The 16168-nt window shown below is 68.2% G+C and carries 11 protein-coding genes and 1 pseudogene; 8 read left to right on the top strand and 4 right to left on the bottom strand.

From position 1 onward, the window contains the following. Positions 1–7: 7 nt before the first annotated feature. Both gabT and OG716_RS26955 read right to left on the bottom strand, forming a co-directional pair. Positions 8–1348, bottom strand: coding sequence for a 4-aminobutyrate--2-oxoglutarate transaminase (gene gabT / locus OG716_RS26960; protein WP_405133455.1), 1341 nt, complete (start codon positions 1346–1348; stop codon positions 8–10). A 42-nt stretch (positions 1349–1390) separates the two neighbouring features. Then, positions 1391–2821, bottom strand: coding sequence for a gamma-aminobutyraldehyde dehydrogenase (locus OG716_RS26955; protein ID WP_405133454.1), 1431 nt, complete (start codon positions 2819–2821; stop codon positions 1391–1393). A 142-nt stretch (positions 2822–2963) separates the two neighbouring features. Between OG716_RS26955 and OG716_RS26950 the strand changes: the two genes are divergently transcribed. Beyond that, the gene (locus OG716_RS26950; protein WP_405133453.1) at positions 2964–4490 is read left to right on the top strand and encodes a PucR family transcriptional regulator; all 1527 of its coding nucleotides are present in this window, start codon (positions 2964–2966) and stop codon (positions 4488–4490) included. On the opposite strand, the gene OG716_RS26945 is transcribed toward OG716_RS26950, so the two are convergent. Further along, entirely contained in the window at positions 4474–7566 is a 3093-nt protein-coding gene (locus OG716_RS26945; protein WP_405133452.1) for an NAD-glutamate dehydrogenase domain-containing protein, read from the bottom strand. The two genes, OG716_RS26950 and OG716_RS26945, sit on opposite strands and share 17 nt — an antisense overlap. A gap of 160 nt (positions 7567–7726) precedes the next feature. Beyond that, positions 7727–8839, bottom strand: a pseudogene (locus tag OG716_RS26940) (AAA family ATPase); the annotation flags it as partial. Positions 8840–12324: 3485 nt separating this feature from the next. Here OG716_RS26940 and infA point away from each other — a divergent pair. From infA to rplQ, 7 genes are all read left to right on the top strand, one after another. After that, positions 12325–12546, top strand: coding sequence for a translation initiation factor IF-1 (gene infA / locus OG716_RS26935; RefSeq protein WP_040804562.1), 222 nt, complete (start codon positions 12325–12327; stop codon positions 12544–12546). 120 nt (positions 12547–12666) lie between these two features. Next, entirely contained in the window at positions 12667–12780 is a 114-nt protein-coding gene (gene rpmJ / locus OG716_RS26930) for a 50S ribosomal protein L36 (protein WP_067561702.1), read from the top strand. 230 nt (positions 12781–13010) lie between these two features. Next, positions 13011–13382, top strand: a complete 372-nt coding sequence (gene rpsM, locus OG716_RS26925) for a 30S ribosomal protein S13 (RefSeq protein ID WP_327143782.1) — start codon at positions 13011–13013, stop codon at positions 13380–13382. Between the two features lie 9 nt (positions 13383–13391). After that, positions 13392–13805 (top strand): 30S ribosomal protein S11, encoded by a 414-nt coding sequence (gene rpsK, locus OG716_RS26920; protein ID WP_327143783.1) that lies wholly within the window; start codon positions 13392–13394, stop codon positions 13803–13805. Positions 13806–13829: 24 nt separating this feature from the next. Then, complete coding sequence (gene rpsD / locus OG716_RS26915) at positions 13830–14435, top strand: 30S ribosomal protein S4 (protein WP_327143784.1); 606 nt, start codon at positions 13830–13832, stop codon at positions 14433–14435. A 106-nt stretch (positions 14436–14541) separates the two neighbouring features. Next, complete coding sequence (locus OG716_RS26910; protein ID WP_297621177.1) at positions 14542–15600, top strand: DNA-directed RNA polymerase subunit alpha; 1059 nt, start codon at positions 14542–14544, stop codon at positions 15598–15600. A gap of 48 nt (positions 15601–15648) precedes the next feature. Beyond that, a complete protein-coding gene (rplQ, locus tag OG716_RS26905) occupies positions 15649–16161 on the top strand; it encodes a 50S ribosomal protein L17 (RefSeq protein WP_355124550.1) in 513 nt (170 codons plus the stop codon). Positions 16162–16168 lie beyond the last annotated feature (7 nt).

Raw genomic sequence — 16168 nt, 5'->3', positions numbered from 1 at the left:
CCCTCGATCAGGCGGCGAGATCGCTGATGGCGGTACACAACACCGTCAGCGCCTCGTCGAGTAGGTCGTCGCTGATCACCAGCGGCGGCAGCAGGCGGATCACATTGCCGAACGTGCCGCAGGTGAGGGTGATGACACCCTGCTCCAGGCAGCGGGCCGCGACAGCGGCGGTGAAGGCGGCATCGGGTTCGGTGGTGCCGGGGCGGACGAACTCCAGGGCCAGCATGGCGCCCCGGCCGCGCACGTCACCGATGGCCGGAACCCGCTGTGCCAGTTCATCGAAACGCGCCAGCGCCACCTCGCCGATATGGCGGGCGCGGGCGGGCAGATCATGGTCGCGAATGGCCTCGATGGCGGCCAGTGCGGCGGCGCAGGCCACCGGATTGCCGCCGTAGGTGCCGCCCAGACCGCCCGCGTGCACCGCGTCAAGCAGGTCCGCGCGGCCGGTGATGGCCGAGAGCGGCATACCGCCCGCAATGCCCTTGGCCATGGTGATGATGTCGGGGACCACGCCCTCGTGGTCGCAGGCGAACCAGTCGCCGGTGCGGGCGAAGCCGGTCTGCACCTCATCGGCGATGAACACCACGCCATTGGCCCGCGCCCATTCGGCCAGGGCCGGCAGGAATCCCGGTGCGGGAACGATGAATCCGCCCTCGCCCTGGATCGGTTCGATGATCACGGCGGCGACCGAATCCGCGCCGATCTGCTTCTCGATCCGCGAGATCGCCTCGCGGGCCGCCGCTACGCCGTCGAGTGCGCCGTCGCGGAACGGGTAGGACATCGGCATCCGGTAGACCTCGGGGGCGAACGGGCCGAAATGCGCCTTGTACGGCATGGATTTCGCGGTCAGCGCCATGGTCAGGTTGGTGCGGCCGTGGTACGCGTGATCGAAGGCGACAACGGCGGTGCGGCCGGTGGCCAGGCGCGCCACCTTGATCGCGTTCTCCACCGCTTCGGCGCCGGAGTTGAACAGCACGCTGCGCTTCTCGTGATCGCCCGGGGTCAGCTCCGCCAGCTGTTCGGCGACCTGGATGTAGGCCTCGTACGGGGTCACCATAAAGCAGGTGTGTGCGAACTTCTCCACCTGGTCACGCACCGCCGCAACGACTTTCGGATGCGAGGCGCCGACATTGGTGACCGCGATGCCGGCGGCCAGATCGATGAGCGAATTGCCGTCCACATCCACGATGACGCCGCCGTCCGCGTCCGCCGCGTACACGGGCACGGTCGAGCCGACACCGGCGGCGACGGCGGCCTTGCGCCGCAGCGCCAGTTCCTGCGAGCGGGGGCCCGGCAGGGCGGTGTGCAGGTCCCGCCGCTGCGGGAGCCGGTAGCTGATCTCGGTCATGAAAGTCTTTCTGCGGAAGAGGGATTGGGGACGACTCGGAAATCAGTCGTGCGCGCTCATGACATGCTTGATGCGGGTGTAGTCCTCGACGCCGTACGCGGACAGGTCCTTGCCGTAGCCGGAGCGCTTGAATCCGCCGTGCGGCATCTCCGCCACCAGCGGGATATGGCAGTTGACCCACACCGCGCCGAAGTCCAGGGCGGCCGAAAGGCGCTGCACCACACCGTGATCGCGGGTCCATATGCTGGAGGCGAGGCCGTAGACGACATCATTGGCCAGCCGGATCGCCTCGGCCTCGTCGGTGAAGGTCTGCACGGTGATGACCGGGCCGAAGATTTCCTCCTGCACGATCGGATCGTCCTGGCGCACACCGGTGACCACGGTCGGGGCCAGGTAGAAACCGGTATCGCCGATCCGGTTGCCGCCGGTGCGCACGGTGGCGTGCGGGGGGAGCGCGGCGAGTTTTCCGGTGACGGACTCGAAGTGGCGAATATTGTTCAGCGGGCCGTAGGCGGCGCCCGCATCGTCGGGCAGGCCCGGTCGCACCGATTGCGCCTTCTCGGTCAGGGCGTCGACAAAATCGTCGTGCACCGACTCGTGCACCAGCACCCGGGTCGCGGCGGTGCAGTCCTGGCCGCCGTTGAAGAACGCGGCGTCACCGATGCGGTCGGCGGCCAGCGCCAGATCGGCGTCCCCGAACACCACGACCGGGGCATTGCCGCCGAGTTCGAGATGTGCGCGCTTGACCTGCTCGGCTGCCGCGGTCGCCACCGAGATGCCCGCCCGCACCGAACCGGTGATGGCCACCATGTCCAGGTCCGGATGGCTCACCAGCGCAGCGCCACTGGCGGCATTACCGAGCACGACATTGAGTACGCCGTCGGGCAGGATGCCCTTCGACAGCTCGGCCAGCAGCAGCGTGCTGCCCGGTGTGGTGTCACTCGGCTTGAGCACCACGGTGTTTCCGGTGGCCAGCGCCGGGCCGATCTTCCAGATCGCCATCATCAGCGGGTAGTTCCACGGGGTCACCTGACCGATCACACCGACCGGTTCGCGGCGCACGTATGAGGTGAATCCGGTCATGTACTCGCCGGCGGACTTGCCCTCGAGCAGGCGTGCGGCCCCCGCGAAGAAGCGCAGGTGATCGGCCCCGGTGGCCACCTCCTCGGAGGCGACCAGATGTTTGGGCTGGCCGGTATCGCGGCACTGCGCCTCGACCAGAGCGTCGGAATGGGACTCCAGGGCGTCCGCCAGTTTCAGCAGTGCGGCCTGTCGCTGTCCGGGCGTGGCGGAGCGCCAGGCCGGAAAGGCGCGGCGGGCGGCGGTCACGGCGGCATCGATATCGGCGGCATCGGAGATCGGGCTGCGGCCGGTCACCGTCTCGTCGACCGGGCTGATCAATTCGAACGACTCCGACGCGGTGGCGGCGACCGACCGGCCGTCGATGTAGTTGCGAAGCAGCTGCGTCGTCATAGTGTGCGAGTTCTCCCTGGGGTTCCGGTATTGCTCGATCGCAAGCCAGTGTGCTGTGCGACACACCCCCGCGTCACCTGCCGGATCGGAGTGGCGGCAGAATCTAGTTTCGACGTTTTGTCCAGTTTGCTGTAGGAGCGCTGTGAGTACGGGAATTCCGGTCCGGTGGGTGCTGTCCCAGCCCGAGCTGAATCTGGCGCTCAAGGGCGGCAGTGCCGGGCTCGGGCGCAATATCACGATGGCCCTCACCTCCGAGCTCACCGAACCGCAGCAGTGGCTCTCCGGCGGGGAGTTGGTGCTGACCACCGGTATGGGTTTGCCGCTCAGTGGCGCGGACCGGCTGCGCTATCTGACGGAACTCGATGCGGCGGGGGTCGCGGGCGTCGGATTCGGCGTCGGGCTCTCACACGAAACTGTGCCCGCGGATCTGGTCGAGGCGGCTGATGCGCTCGGGCTGCCGCTGTTCGAAGTGCCGCTGCCGACACCGTTCGGGGCGATCACCAAGAAGGTCATGCAGCGGCTGGCCGAGCAGGAGTACGAGAAGGTGTTGCGGGCCTCTCGTGCTCAGCCGCGCATGACCCGGGCGGCCATCCAGGGCATCGGTGCGGTGATCAGAGAGTTGTCCGCAGCTCTGTCGGCCACGGTGGTCGTCACCGGTGCGGATGGTGAGATCTCGGATTCCCACCCCGGTCGGTCCGGGATCGAAGTCGCCGTGCGGATCGGCGAATTCCTCAGTACTCGGGGCGACGGTGCGGGCAGCGGCGTCATCCACACCTCTTCAGGGCAAATCATTGCACTGCAAGCTATTACGGCAGGGCAGACGGTGCACGGGCATCTGGCGGTGGTGACCACAACGCCGCTCAGCTCGGTCGATCAGGTACTGCTCGGACATGCCAGTTCACTGCTCGCCCTGGACTTCGAAAAGCCGGCCCGGCTGCGAATCGCGCAGAACCACTTGAACTCTCAGGCCATCGCCATGCTGCTGGACGAGGCGGGCGATCTCGAAACGCTGTGGCGGCATCTCGCTCCGGCCGCGGATCGCTCCGGGCGGGTCCGTGCCCTGGTGCTGTGGTGCGATTCGCCGGAGGCGGCAGTGCGGGTGACCGAAGCCGTTGACGAGCAGCTGCATCCGCACAACCGGCAACTGTTCGCGCGCATTTCGGGTGATCGGGTCGCGGTGCTGCTGCCCGGTTCCGATACCGAGGAGGCGGCCGAGCAGCTGCTGGCGGCCATGCCCGACGAGGTGCGCGCGGCCATCCGGGCCGGCCTCAGCGCGCCACATCTGTTGCGGCGCTTCGCCACAGCCATCGAACATGCCGAATTGGCGTCCTCCGCCGCCCTGCCCGGTGGCCGCCCGCTGGAACTCGCCTCGCTCGCCGGGCAGACGCTGCTGACTCTTCCGGAGGCCCAGCGCATGCTGGGCGCGATATCGGAGGCCATGCTGGCGCCGCTCGCCGATTACGACGAGCGGCACGGCACCGATCTCATCGCCTCATTGCGCGCCTATCTGGAGGCGCACGGTCAGTGGGAGACCGCGGCCACCGCGCTGGGCGTGCACCGGCACACCCTGCGCAGCCGGGTCGCGAAGATCGAATCGGTGCTCGGGTGTCAGCTGGATGTGGCGCGGGTGCGGGCCGAACTGCTGCTGGCGATCATCGCCCACCGCTGATCCCGGCCGCCGCGGCCAATTCCGCGTTCACCACGCACAATCGGGCGATATCGGCGTTCGCGGAGCGGCGCAGCTGACCCACCAGATCCAGCAGTCGCGCCGCGGCCGCTGTGGCCCGCCAGGCTGTCACGAGATCGTGCGCGGAGTCGCTCGGTGCGGCGTTCGCCAGCACCGTGGCCGCCAAAGCGTGCCAGCGGGACTGCAATTCGTCGGCCAGGGCGGCGGCGGCCAGCGTCTCCCAGTGGTCGCCGGTCGGCGTCGTCGCGAAAGTTGTCGCCAGCCAATCGAGTCCGATGGACCCGCCGAGTTCCCGATACGTCTGTGCGATCAGGGCGACCGGCAGGCCGGTGCGCCGGGCGGTATCGCTCAGCGGCAGTGCCTGTGCCAGCAGTTGCAGGTTCGCGAGATCACGGCCGGGATGGCCGCCGGGGCGGGGGAGCACCGCGATCAGCTCGGCGACCACCGGGGCGTGCAGTTCTATCTCCGCAGACCAGGACACGGCCGTGCGCTTTGCCAGCAGCCAGGCGGTGGACTGCTCGACGGCGTCCTGAATACCGTTGAGCACACTCATCCGCAGCTGCGGGCTCACGCCCGGCAGCGCGAGCGCATCGCGCCACCAGCGGTCGACATCCAGCACGGTATCGACGACCGTGCAGGCCAGCACGATCTGCGGGGTGCCCGCGCCGAACCGCTCGTCCAGGCGGTGGATCATGCCGGGGCCGACCCGATTGATCACCTGATTGGCCGCGGAAACGGCCACGATCTCGCGGGCCACAGGATGCTCGCGCAGCCGCTCACCCAGCAGGGTGCGGAAATCCTCGGGGAAATAGCCCGCCAGCGTTCCAGCGACCACCGGATCCGTGAGCGCATCGGAGGCGAGCAGTTCCTCGCGGACCAGATTCTTGGCCATGGCGAGCAGCACCGCGATCTCCGGGCGGACCAGACCGGCTCCGGCGCGACGGCGGGCGCTGAGTTCGGCCGGGGCGGGCAGGAACTCGGCGGAACGATCCAGATCCGTTGCCTGCTCCAGGTTTTCGATCAAACGGCCGTGCCGGTCGATCAGGAACGGGGCATGGGCCTCGGCCAGGCTGATGGCCAGGGCCTGGCGGTCGCAGTCGGCCAGGACCGCGCGGGCCACCTCGTCCGCATTGGCGGCGAGCAGGCGATCGCGCTCCGGCTCGGTCACCAGGCCATCGGTCACCGCGGACGCCAGTGCGATCTTGAGATTGACCTCGCGATCGGAGGTGGCCACACCTGCGGCATTGTCGATGAAATCGGCGTTCACCTTACCGCCCGCCCGGGCGAATTCGATTCGTGCGCGCTGGGTGAGACCGAGATTGCCGCCCTCGCCGATCACCTTGCAGCGCAGTCGATCCGCGGTCACCCGCACATCGTCATTGGTCGGATCCGCTACCTCGGAGTCGAGTTCGCCGCTCGACCGCACATAGGTGCCGATGCCGCCGTTGAACAGCAGGTCCACCTGCACGCTCAGAATGGCCTGAATGACCTCGTGCGCAGGGAGTTTCGTGGCCTCGACGCCGAGCAGCCGCCGTGTCCGCGGGGACAGTGGAATCGATTTCGCGGAGCGTGGCCAGACGCCGCCGCCCTCGGAGATGACGGCCCGGTCGTAGTCGGCCCAGCTGCTGCGGTCGAGTCCGGCCAGGCGGCCCCGCTCCCGGTGTGAGAGTTCGGGATCGGGATCGGGGTCGAGGAAGATGTGGCGGTGGTCGAAGGCCGCCACCAGCCGGATCCGGTCGGTCTCGAGCATGCCGTTGCCGAAGACATCACCGGACATATCGCCGATACCGGCCACGGTGAACGGCTGGGTGTCCGGGTCCACGCCGAGTTCGGCGAAGTGCTGGCGGATCGAGCACCAGGCGCCGCGGGCGGTAATGCCCAGGGCCTTGTGGTCGTATCCGGTGGAACCGCCGGAGGCGAAGGCGTCGCCGAGCCAGAAGGCGCGGGCCATCGCAATGCTGTTGGCCAGGTCCGAGAAGCGGGCGGTGCCCTTGTCCGCGGCGACCACCAGGTACGGGTCCGGATCGTCGTAGACGACGGTGTGCGCGGGCGGGACGATCGTGCCGTCCACAATATTGTCGGTGACATCGAGCAGGCCGCCGATGAAGGCCGCGTAGGCGTTCGAGACGGCTGCCGGATCGGCGATCGGGCCGCGAACCACGAAGGCGCCCTTGGCTCCCATCGGCACGATCACCGAATTCTTCACCGTCTGGGTCTTCATCAGGCCCAGTACCTCGGTGCGGAAATCGTCGGCGCGATCGGACCAGCGCAGGCCGCCGCGCGCGATGACGCCGCCGCGCACATGGCTGCCCTCCACCTGCCTGGCGTGCACGAAGATCTCGCGATACGGCGTGATCGGGCCCGAGACCGACAGGCGAGACGGGTCGATCTTGAAGGCGGCGACCAGGCGGCTCGGCTGGAACCAATTGGTGCGCAACACGGCTGCGCAGAAGGTGTGCAGGCCGCGCAGCAGCTGATCCTCGGGCAGCGTGGTCGCGGCCTCGAGCCGCCGGCGCGCCTCCGCATCCGCCGCGTCGATATCGCCGCCGCCGGACGGATCGAAGCGGGCGCGGAACAGTTCCACGAACGCGCGTGCGAATTGTGCATGGACGGTGAGGATCTCGGTCATCGTCGGTCCGCCGAGTCGGAGTCCGGCCTGGCGCAGGTACCGGCAGGCCGCCCGGATCAGCAGGGCGTCGCGCCAGGTCAGCCCGGCCGCGCCGATCAAACCGATGAAGCCGTCGATCTCCAGCACCCCGGTGGCCGCGGCGACGAAGGCCTCGGACAGCAGTTCGGCGGTCGGCTCGGTCAGTTCGAAAGCCGTGGGGCGGAAGGTGAATCGGTGCACGGTGTCCGCGCCGTCGCTGTGCACATCGTGTGCGGTGACGTGCAGGCCCAGGGCGGAGAAGATATCGATCAGCTCGGTCAGCGAGGCGGGCGCACCGCGCCACACCAGCCGCGCTCCGGGCCGCCGCGCGTCGATCGAATCGAATTCGAGCCGCGGGGCGGCGTCGATTCGATCCTCGTCCAGCGTGCCGATCGCTGCTCCGCGAAACATCTGCTCAACTCCCTGCGCGTCACCGGATGGGTCGGCAGCCAATCTGCCCTATGGAGACGCAGGACACAGTCGACAGATAGGCGCGCGGGGTCGGGTCCGGCACGCCGACTCGTCCATTGCCGGGTGTCCGGCGCAGGTGGAGTCGGCGAACCTTCCGCTATCAGTCGCGATAGCGGCGATGGTCGACGGCGAATTCGTCGGCGACCGTGGCGGCCAGTTCGACGTACGCCCGCTTGGTTTCCTTCTGCAGGCGGGTCAGGTCGATCTCGGCGCCTTCGCCCAGGTGGGAGTCGTACGGAATGATATGCACTGCGCGGCAACGCGACAGGAAGTAGTCGCGCAGCTGGTTGATGCCGACATTCGGGGCGCCCGGGCGCGGCAGGTTGATCACCACGACGGCATTGCGAACCAGATGGTCGTGGCCGTGCAGTGACAGCCAGTCCAGGGTGGCGGCGGCGCTGCGCGCGCCGTCGATGGCCGAGGACGAGATCAGCACCAGGGAGTGCGCCAGATCCAGCACGCCCGCCATGGCCGAATGCATCAGGCCCGTACCGCAATCGGTGAGGATGATGTTGTAGAAGCGCTGCAGGATGCGCGCCACATTGCGGTACTCGTCCTCGCTGAACGCTTCCGAGGCTGCCGGATCACGTTCGCTCGCAAGCACTTCCAGTCGGCTCGAGGCCTGCGAGGTGTGCCGCCGCACATCCGAGTAGCGCTCGATACTCGGATCCAGCAGCAGATCCCGCACCGTCGACCGCGTCTGCAACGGCACCCGCTGCGACAGCGTGCCGAAGTCCGGATTGGCATCCACCGCAATGACCCGGTCGCCGCGAATGGAGGAGAAGATCGACCCCAGCCCCATGGTCGTCGTCGTCTTCCCGACACCGCCCTTCAGCGACAGCACCGCAATTCGGTAATCCCCGCGCACCGGCTGCCGAATCCGGGCCACCAACTCCTGCAGTCGCCGCTCCTCAGCCGACAACCCCGGATTGATAGCCCCACCCGACACATGATGCACAGCCCGCCGCCATCCCGACCCGGGGGACTTCTTCGCCCGCCGCATCGGCACATCATCGAGCGAGGGCCCCTGCACACCCAGCCCGTACTGCACAGGCCCTGACGGCGGCGTATACGCCGCCGGCTGCCCGGGCGCGTGCGAACCGGGCTGCCCGGAGCCATAGCCACCCGGCTGCCCATACGTCCCCGGTTGCCCGGACCCGTAGGCCCCGGGCTGTCCCTGGCCGTACGGCCCCGGTTGCTCGGGCGCGCCCCAACCAGCCTGCGCCGCTTGGCCTTTGTCTGATTGACCCAGCCCAGCGTCGGCGGGATCAGCCTGTTGCCCATCCTGGCCCGGCCCGCCGAACTCCGGCCGACCCGGCTTGCCCGGTCGACCGTCCGCCGGCGCGTTGTCACCGCCGGGCCGCACCTCGCCGCTCAGCGCGGGAATACCGCCGCCGATGGTCGGTGCACTGTGAATATTGTCGCCCGGCTCCGGCTGCAGCCACGAATTCGGCTGTGGGACAGCCTGCCCCGGAGCATTGGGCGCCCCGTTCGCTTCCGGCGCCGGAGACCCGATGGGCGCCGCGTCGGACTGCGGCCGCATCGAGGCGGCGCCCGGCGAATCAGGTGAAGTGGCCGGAGCCTGCTGTGCCGCCGCACCATTCAGGTTCGAGCCGCCCGGCGCACCGGTGCCCGGTGCGTACCGGCCCTGCGGCGCTTGGCTGGGCGAGACCTGACCGGGAGCCGCCTGCCACGGGTTCTGCTGTGGCGCAACAGGAGCCGCAGACTCCGGCGGGGTCTGGTTCCAAGCGTGCGCCGGAGAGTCGGCGGGTGATTGGGCGGCTGGGCCGTTCGGAGTGGACCCGATCGGCGCACCGGTGACTGGCGCGTACTGATCCTGTGGTGCTCGGCCGGGGTGGACCTGGCCGGGAGCCGCCTGCCATGGGGTCTGTTGTGGCGCAACAGGAGCCGCAGACTCCGGCGGGGTCTGGTTCCAAGCGTGCGCCGGAGAGTCGGCGGGTGATTGGGCGGCTGGGCCGTTCGGAGTGGACCCGATCGGCGCACCGGTGACTGGCGCGTACTGACCCTGCGGTGCTTGGCCGGGGTGGACCTGGCCGGGAGCCGCCTGCCATGGGTTCTGTTGTGGCGCACCGGGGGCCGGCTGCTGCGGCAGGACTTGGTTCCAGACAGGTGCGGACGGGCCGGAGGGCGGTTGCGCGCCGACGGGGTTGCCGTGCTGGCCGGGGCCGTGCGGGGTTGCCGGGCCGTGTGCGGCGGGGGCCTGGGAGGGTGGTGACATCCATTGCCAGCGGTCGCCGGAGCCCTGTGGAGCAGGCTGTGGCGGAACGGAATTGGGGCCGGTGGAGCCGTGTGACTGCGCGCCCCGCGGGCCGTACGGGCCGGGTTGCGCGGGATCTGACGCTGCGAACTGTCCCGGACCGGTTGCGGGGGGCTGCACGGGGTTGGGGGTAGCGGGCTGTCCTGGACCGGAGGCCGGTGCCTCGGCCGTACCGGACACGGGGCGTTGCGCCGTGCCGGGCAGGAAGGACTGTCCTGGTGCGGATGCCGGTGGTTGTGCCGGACCGGAGATAGGTGACTGTCCGGTGGCCGCTGCGGGCTGTTCCGGACGGGGGGTTTTGGCGTGGTGATGGGGAGGGAGCGGTGCGTCCAGTGCCCGGTGGCGTCCGCTGTTGGGCGGCTGTCCCGGGACCGCAGGCGAATCTGCGGGTGCCGGTGAATTCGGCTGGGCGGGTTTGTGATCCGTGGCGGGTGCGCCGGTGTGGGCCTTGTCGGAGGACTTGGCGTCGGCTGTGCCGGGGGCGCTGTCGCTGCGGGGTGTGGGGGGCTTGCCCGGTGTGCGCGAACCGTTTGTTGCTGGGGCGGCGGGGGCGTCGGTGATGGAGCCGACGCTCGGGTCGTGGAGGGAGTTGTGGGTGGCGCCGTGGGGTGGGGTGGAGGCGTGATTGGGTGCGGGTTCGGCGCCGTGTGTGGATTCCGCTGTGCCCGAGTGGGTTCTGCGGTCGGGGGTGGAGCCGGGGGCGGGTGTCAGTGGGACTCGGACGGTCAGGTTCGCGGGGTCGGCGGCGGCGCTCGGGACGTGCGGAACGGGGCCGGTCGGCGGCGCGAGAATGTCGTCAAGGGGGGTACCGGGGAGCGGGAATGCCGGGGGCACACCGGTTCCGGGGAATTGCTGCGTCGGGGGTGCGGCTGAGCCGGGTCCGGCCTGGTCAAGTGCCTGGGGCGGATCGGCCGGGCCGTGCTGCGGTGGCGGCGGGAGGGTGGGGACACCCGGTGGGGGTGTCAGCGGAGCCGACTGCGGTCCCTGGGCGTGCGCGGGCGGCCCGGGGCGGGCGCCCTGTGGCGGCGCATCAGGGATGCGTGGCTTCGGCGGTGCGGACTCGCGCGGTCCGGGTGCGGTCGGCGGTGCCGGCGCATCGATGCGGACGGTGGCGCCCGCTGGCTGCTGACCGGCCAGCGGAATCCGTTGCGGTGCATCGGGGATGGGTGGTCGCGAGGCGTCCGGCCCGGGGCCGGGGGGTGCCGGTGGCAGAGGCGTCGAGGGTCGCGGCGGCACGAATGGCGACGGCTGCTGCGCACTCTGCGGTGCGTCGGTGGCAGGCGGGTTGGCGAAGCGCGACCCGGAAGACGGCTGTGCGCCTTCGGCTCCCGGCGGCGGTGGCAGATCCGGGCGCTGAGTGGGCGGCGGCGGCAGATCGGGGTGCGGGCCCGGCGACGGCTGCTTGGGCGCAGATCCGGTGGTGGGGGCGAGGTTCGGCGCGGGGGCGGCGGCGGGCGCGGCGGACTGCGGTCCCGCCGGTGGGGTCGCGGGCGCGGGGGGAGTGCTGAAGCGTGACCCGGAATCCGTTGCGGGAGAGGGTGGCAGCAGATCCTGGCGGGTCGTGGGCTGGGCGGGCAGCGGTGCAGTCCCCGGCAGCGGTGTGTGGGGTGCGGCGGTGCCGGACAAAGGAGCACCGGACAAAGGTGTGCCGGACTGCGGACTCTGGCCGGGCTGGGGGCTCTGCTGAGGTGCGCCGGACTGCGGGCCCGGGCCGGGCTGGGGGCTCTGCGGACGTGTGCCGGACTGCGAGTCCTGATGGCCGTTGGCCGGCGCGCTGAACTGCGGGGCGGGGGGCTGCGGTGAGCGGCTCGGGAGGGGGGTTCGGGGGGACGCGTCCGGGGTGGGGGGTTCGTCGGGGGTGGCGTCCTTGCGGGCCTTGCGGTTGCCGAAGAGGCGGCGGGACGACTTCTTCTCGGGGATGAGGTCGTCGTGGGGCAGGTTCTCGACGGGCGCTTCGTAACCGGTTTGGGAGACGTCGCTTTCGGACAGCCATGGTGGAAGCATGGGGAGGCCGTCGTTGTTGCGGCTCACATCAACCCCCGTGTCTGGAGCAGTCTTGCGGGACAGGCCGTAGTTTAGCGATCTCCCCCGGTGGCGCGCTCGGGCCTCGTCTGCCTCGCACCCCTGATGCCCCGCGGGAGTGTCCTGTGATTCCCCGCGGGGGTGTTCTGGCCCACGCGGAGCAGGCCCTATTTGGCCGCTCCTGCGTGAACGGGTAGGCTAGGTCGGCGGTGCACCTACCTGCTGGCTGTGGCATGTCTCTACTCAGAAACATCCGTTGCTGCCAGCGAGTATGTCACCAGGTCGGCTGCAGTGCACTACCAACACGGTGCACGAAAAATTACACAGGCCGAAAAGACGTTAAAGACGTGATGAGCTCGAACCAACCAGGTTCAGCCTAAAACGGGATCGCGGAGGATATGGCGAAGAAGGAAGGGGCCATCGAGGTCGAGGGCCGGGTTATCGAACCGCTGCCCAATGCGATGTTCCGGATTGAGCTGGAGAACGGTCACAAGGTTCTCGCGCACATCAGTGGCAAGATGCGGCAGCACTACATCCGCATTCTGCCCGAGGATCGCGTCGTCGTGGAGCTGTCGCCCTACGACTTGACCCGCGGTCGGATCGTCTACCGCTACAAGTGATTTCCCTCGGGGGACGCTAGATTTCCGGGGCCATGTGCTCCGGGTCTTCCCCGGCCATTTCCGGCCGGGGAAAAACTGTGTTCACGGCCAGTGAGCACACGGAACCAGATTGGATCTGACGTGAAGGTCAACCCCAGCGTCAAGCCGATCTGCGAGAAGTGCAAGGTGATCCGCCGTCACGGTCGGGTCATGGTGATCTGCGAGAACCTGCGCCACAAGCAGCGTCAGGGCTGATTCCGGTCTAGGCCGGGTCACCGGACCTCCGCGAGGAGGGCCGGTCGCTCACCGCCAAGCACCGAACGCAGTTCGGATTTGGCAGTCATAAAGAAGTAACTCCCAGCGCCAGTCGCCGTTGTCGAGCCTTTCGGGGCGGACGGCGGCCTTCCCCCGGTACGGAGGCCGGGGCCCCACTACGAGGGGACGGCCAGGGAGCAGACCTCCGCCACCATTAAGGAAACTGCCACATGGCACGTCTGATGGGCGTTGATCTTCCGCGCGAAAAGCGCATGGAGATCGCGCTGACTTACATCTTCGGCATTGGCCGTACCCGTTCCAAGGAGATCTTGGAAGCGACCGGCGTCAGCGTCGATCTGCGCTCGAAGGATCTCACCGATGAGCAGCTCACGGTTCTCCGTGACTACATCGAACGCTCCGCTCTGAAGGTGGAAGGCGACCTGCGCCGCGAGGTTCAGGCCGACATCCGTCGCAAGATCGAGATCGGCTGCTACCAGGGCCTGCGTCACCGTCGTGGCCTGCCCGTTCGTGGCCAGCGGACCAAGACCAATGCCCGCACGCGCAAGGGTCCGAAGAAGACCGTCGCCGGCAAGAAGAAGTAGGGATAGCGCATGCCTCCGAAGACCCGGACTTCAGGTCCGAAGAAGACTCAGAAGTCGCGTCGCCGGGACAAGAAGAACGTCCCGCACGGCCACGCGCACATCAAGAGCACGTTCAACAACACCATCGTGTCGATCACCGACCCGGCCGGCAACGTCATCTCCTGGGCGTCCTCGGGCCACGTCGGTTTCAAGGGCTCGCGTAAGTCGACCCCGTTCGCCGCGCAGCTTGCCGCCGAGAACGCTGCCCGCAAGGCGCAGGAGCACGGCGTCAAGAAGGTCGATGTCTTCGTGAAGGGCCCGGGTTCGGGCCGCGAGACCGCGATCCGTTCCCTCCAGGCCGCCGGCCTCGAGGTCGGCACGATCTCCGATGTCACCCCGCAGCCGCACAACGGCTGCCGTCCGCCCAAGCGGCGTCGCGTCTAAGCGGGAAGGAAAAGGTACAGAACAATGGCTCGTTATACAGGCCCCATCACCCGCAAGTCGCGTCGCCTTCGTGTTGACCTCGTTGGAGGCGACCAGGCGTTCGAGCGTCGTCCTTACCCGCCCGGCCAGCACGGCCGCGCGCGGATCAAGGAATCCGAATACCTCATGCAGCTGCAGGAGAAGCAGAAGGCTCGCTTCTCGTACGGCGTCATGGAGAAGCAGTTCCGCAAGTACTACGAAGAGGCGAACCGCCAGAAGGGCAAGACCGGCGACAACCTGCTGCGTCTGCTCGAGACCCGTCTGGACAACGTCGTGTACCGCGCCGGTCTGGCCCGTACCCGTCGTGCGGCTCGTCAGCTGGTCAGCCACGGCCACTTCATCGTGAACGGCCAGAAGGTCGACGTCCCCAGCTTCCAGGTTTCTCAGTACGACATCATCGATGTCAAGGAGAAGTCGCTGTCGACGCTGCCCTTCCAGGTTGCTCGCGAAACCGTCGGCGATCGCAAGGCTCCGGGTTGGCTGCAGGTCGTTCCCGGCCGTCTTCGCATTCTGGTGCACCAGCTCCCCGAGCGTGCGCAGATCGATGTTCCGCTCCAGGAACAGCTGATCGTCGAGTTCTACTCGAAGTAATGAGGTGCGCGTAAGCGCATCGCTGGTTGCGCCCTGAATTATTCAGGGCGGCAACAGTTTCCAGTCGTGAGCGTCAAATAGCGGACGCTCGAAGGAGGAGAAATCCATGCTGATTTCACAGCGACCGACACTGACCGAAGAGGTTGTGTCCGAGAACCGGTCGCGGTTCACCATCGAACCGCTGGAGCCGGGCTTCGGTTACACCCTCGGCAACTCGCTGCGCCGCACGCTGCTTTCCTCGATCCCGGGTGCTGCTGTCACGAGCATTCGCATCGACGGCGTGCTGCACGAGTTCACCACGGTTCCCGGCGTGAAGGAAGATGTCACCGACATCATCCTGAACCTCAAGGGCCTGGTTGTGTCGTCCGAAGAGGACGAGCCGGTCACCATGTACGTCCGTAAGCAGGGCCCGGGCACCGTCACCGGTGGGGACATCGTTCCTCCGGCCGGCGTGACCGTGCACAACCCGGACATGCAGATCGCGACCCTGAACGATAAGGGCAAGCTGGAGATCGAGCTCGTTGTCGAGCGCGGTCGCGGCTATGTTCCTGCCGTCCAGAACAAGGCGTCGGGTGCGGAAATCGGCCGGATTCCGGTGGATTCGATCTACTCGCCGGTTCTGAAGGTGACCTACAAGGTCGAGGCGACTCGTGTCGAGCAGCGCACCGACTTCGACCGGCTCATCCTGGATGTCGAGACCAAGAACTCGATCTCCGCACGGGATGCGCTGGCGTCGGCGGGTAAGACTCTGGTCGAACTGTTCGGTCTCGCTCGCGAGCTGAACATCGAGGCCGAGGGCATCGAGATCGGCCCGAGCCCGGCCGAGGCGGACCACATCGCCTCGTTCGGCCTGCCGATCGAGGACCTGGACCTGACCGTGCGGTCCTACAACTGCCTCAAGCGCGAGGGTGTTCACACCGTCGGCGAGCTGGTTGCCCGCACCGAGTCCGATCTGCTGGATATCCGTAACTTCGGCCAGAAGTCCATCGACGAGGTCAAGGTCAAGCTGCACTCGCTTGGTCTGTCCCTCAAGGACTCCCCGGCCTCCTTCGATCCGTCCTCCGTCGTCGGTTACGACGCGGCGAGCGGCACCTGGAGCGACAGCGGTTCGTTCAGCGACACCGACAGCGGCGAGCAGGACTACGCCGAGACCGAACAGCTTTAGGCCGTATGGGGCGGGCGCCCCGAACGGTCTTAGACACAGGAGATTCCAATGCCCAAGCCCAAGAAGGGTGCTCGCTTCGGCGGGTCGGCGTCGCACCAGAAGGCGATCTTCGCCAATCTGGCGACGGCGCTCTTCGAGCACGGTCGCATCACGACCACCGAGTCCAAGGCCAAGGCGCTGCGCCCCTACGCCGAGAAGCTTGTCACCAAGGCGAAGGCCGGCACTCTTGCCGACCGTCGCGAGGTGATGAAGGTGATCCGCTCCAAGGACGTCGTGCACGAGCTTTTCGCGAACATCGGACCTGCGTTCGAGGGTCGCGAGGGTGGCTACACCCGGATCATCAAGACCATCCCGCGCAAGGGTGACAATGCTCCGATGGCGATCATCGAGCTGGTCCGCGAGAAGACCGTGACCAACGAGGCCGATCGGGCCCGTCGTGTCGCCGCTTCGCAGCAGGCCGTCGCCGCCGAGGCTCCGGCCGAGGTTGTCGAAGACGCTCCGGCCGAGGTCGTTGCCGACGCTCCGGCCGAGGCTGCTGCCGAGGAGAAGAAGGAAGACTAAGTCTTCC

The sequence above is a fragment of the Nocardia sp. NBC_01388 genome (assembly GCF_045040085.1).
GTDB lineage: Bacteria > Actinomycetota > Actinomycetes > Mycobacteriales > Mycobacteriaceae > Nocardia.
Note: the sequence above shows the minus strand (reverse complement) of the source record. Positions and strands in the feature narration are given on the sequence as shown.